The organism is Magnetospirillum sp. SS-4 (genome assembly GCF_902729425.1).
In the GTDB taxonomy this organism is placed as follows: domain Bacteria; phylum Pseudomonadota; class Alphaproteobacteria; order Rhodospirillales; family Magnetospirillaceae; genus Phaeospirillum.
In genome coordinates, this window is the sequence record NZ_LR746533.1 from 1 (window position 1) to 2,966 (window position 2,966).

Consider the following 2,966-nt stretch of genomic DNA (forward strand, 5'->3'; position numbering starts at 1 on the left):
CAACCGCCCCCCCCCTGCGGAACCGCGATTATTTAGGCACCAGCATGGGCAGTACGCCGGGCAGAATGTCGAAGCGGAAGGGAGCTTCCATCTTTTCCACCTCGCCGTCGATGGAAACCAGCGGCTTGCGCTGGCTGGTTCGAATCTCCAGCCATGGCAACGATCCCTGGATGAGTGCCTCGTTGCTGGCCCAGCGTCCCATGGCCACCTGCAATCCCAACTCCACAAGGCTGATCGGCCCCGCCCCTCGCCCGAAGTATAGACCCAGCGTTCCGCCGTCCATGCGCTCGCGCTCGAGCAGGAACGGATCGGAATCCCGGCACATATTGTTGGACACCATCAGGAAAGAAGTGGTGATCCGGGCCTGGCCGTCCGGTCCGTCCAGTTCCGCCTCGATCACGCGATGGCCCCGGGCCAGGCTGGTCAGCCCGGCCAAGGCTCCGTCCAGAATACTCCCACCGTTTCGACGAGCGTCGTCCCGAGAGCGGATGAATTCCGGGAACGCGCCGAGACAGGCGCGGATCAGGAAGAAACGGCCATTGACCCGCCCCAGGTCGATGGCGGTGGGAACCGCATCGGCCAAGGCCGCCGCCGCCCGGGCAAGGTCGAACGGCACTCCGAACTGACGGGCCACATAGTTCATGGTTCCCAGCGGCAGGACGCCCAGGGACTTGCCGCTTCCCACCACATGCTTGAGCGAGCGGGACAGGGAACCGTCGCCGCCGCCGATAATGATCGCCTGGACGGATGGATCGCGGCACGCCTTGCGGATCGCGCGCCCCACATCCTTTCCCTCGGCGAGGGTGGTATGGGCCTGATGCCCCAGTGAGGCCCAGACGTCCGACAACCGGGCGGCAACGGCCGAGGGCGACGATCGGGCGACGCCTCCCGCCCGTGCATTGATGATCGCCGCGATCCGCATTGTTCCGCCCATCCCAGGTCAGCGGGAAACGGCACCCGCGATCATAATTGCCATCTCATGCCGCTTTTCTTGTCCACCGGCACCTTGACCACGATGTCGTGGCATTTGATGCATCGTCCGGCCGGCGGATGCGGCTGGCGAGAGGTCGGCAGGATGGGCGGCCCCAGCTTGCGGACCCGCGACAGGTTTTCCAGCATGGCCCCATAGGGTGTCTTGAATTGTGAACCGGCCGCCGCCCCCCCCACCATCAGATGGCACAAGATGCAATCGCCCACATAGGGATGGGGCATGCCGCTGCCCGGCTTTACCGGCGGGATATGGCGAATGGTCATCAGCTTGTAGCGCAGTGGCGGTTCTAGCAGCCGCTCCAGCGGCGACAGAATCGACGGTTCCATGGGCAGCGGGAGCCGCCCCAGCAGCAGCCCTTCCGCACGCCGGGGCGAGGTGGCAGGCGTAATGCCGACAGGATTGGACAGATGGTCCCAATAGAGTCCCAGCCCGATCGCCGCCAACAAGGCGATCATCCCCAAGGTCATCCAGCGACGGCCGCGCCGTGGCGCCTCCTTGCTCACCTTCCCCGTCTCCTCGGGCTCACTGCACCACCATCCACAGTGCCAATCCCTCGTCATCGCGCAACTTGCAGGTCCGCCCTCCGACCAGGATGGACTTGGCGTAGAGTTCGGCATTGGGCCGTCCCGGATCGAATATGAATCCGACGCCGCTGACCCGCGCCCCGTCGAAGGACGGGCAGCCGACCTGGGTGAGATAGGCCTGCGGCGCCACCGAAATCTCCTGCAAGACACCGGTGCCGTTGTCGATCCAGATATGGACCTGCCCCCAGCCGACATCGTTGCCGATGCTGGCTATCTGGGTGACGCGGCCGCTGAACTGCAAGGGCGTCGCCGGGGTAAAAGGCGACAGACCCGGCAGGGCGGCGGGAAGCGGCAAGGCTTGGCCCCCAGCCGTGACGCCGCCACCGGCCTTGCCGCCACCGGTGAAGCGGTCAGGCAGCATGGCGGCCACCACCATTCCCAGAATCAGGACGGCCCCAAGGCCGAGCACCAACTGGGGCGACACGATGCCTTCGACCATCTGCCGAATGCGGCTCACCACGTATTCTGGCCGGAAGTCCATGCCGCCCCTCTCTCGCTCAGGCTCTGGCCGCGGCAGCGGGCGCCGGGCTGACGAACAGGCGGATGTCGCGGGCGTGGGGGATTTCCTCCTGGATGCGCCGACGCACCGCCTCGGCCACCATGGAACTGTCCTTGACGCGCAGATTGGGATCGACCCGCAGGCGGATATCGAACTGCACATCCTCGCCCACATGGCGGCCGCGCAGGAAATAGATGCTGTGGACCATCGGCGTGTCCATGGACACCTGCCAGGCGGTCTGCAGCAGTTCCGTATCCACCGAACTGTCCATCAGGCCGCGGATCGAGGTTCCGATCAGTTCCAGCCCGATGTGCCCCACCAGGGCCGAGACGCCGATGGCGGCGATGGTATCGGCGATGGGAAAGCCGATCACCGAGGCGATCACGCCGACCATCACCGCCGCGGACGAGATGGCGTCCGACCGGTTGTCCCAGGCGTTGGCGATGATGGCCGGGCTGTTGTTCTCGTTGCCCACGCAAATCTGGTAGCGATACATCAGCTCGTTGACGATCACCGTCACCGACGCCCCGACCGCCGCGAAGATGCTCGGCGCCTCGTAGGTTCCCGAGATCAGCTTCATCACCGAGCCGTACATCAGGAAGCTGGCGCCGATCAGCAGCAGCGAGCCCACGATGGACGACGAGATGTACTGGATATTGCCGTAGCCGAACGGATAGCGCTCGTCCGCCGGTTTGTTCGAAATCCTCAAGCTGAGTTGGGTCACCCCGCTGGCAACCACGTCAGCCCCCGAATGCAGCGAATCCGCCACCAGCGCCACGCTGCCGCTCATCAGCCCGAGGACCCCCTTGAACAGGGTCATGCAGATGTCGGCGGTAAAGGCCCACCACACCACTTCCTCGCGGCAATCCCTGCAATTTTCGAACTTCATCGG

General features: G+C 65.1%; 4 protein-coding genes. All 4 read right to left on the bottom strand.

Going from position 1 to position 2,966, the window contains the following annotated elements; all coding sequences use genetic code 11:
• Nucleotides 1–28 precede the first annotated feature (28 nt).
• Complete coding sequence (gene mamU, locus MTBSS4_RS21800) at nt 29–922, bottom strand: lipid kinase MamU (protein WP_173985488.1); 894 nt, start codon at nt 920–922, stop codon at nt 29–31.
• A gap of 41 nt (nt 923–963) precedes the next feature.
• Nucleotides 964–1,494, bottom strand: coding sequence for a magnetosome protein MamT (mamT, locus tag MTBSS4_RS21805; protein ID WP_254432709.1), 531 nt, complete (start codon nt 1,492–1,494; stop codon nt 964–966).
• Nucleotides 1,495–1,513: 19 nt separating this feature from the next.
• The gene (gene mamS, locus MTBSS4_RS21810; RefSeq protein ID WP_173985489.1) at nt 1,514–2,056 is read right to left on the bottom strand and encodes a magnetosome protein MamS; all 543 of its coding nucleotides are present in this window, start codon (nt 2,054–2,056) and stop codon (nt 1,514–1,516) included.
• A gap of 16 nt (nt 2,057–2,072) precedes the next feature.
• Nucleotides 2,073–2,966 (bottom strand): magnetosome biogenesis CDF transporter MamB (mamB, locus tag MTBSS4_RS21815; RefSeq protein WP_254432710.1); only part of this gene is annotated, 894 nt, incomplete at its 5' end.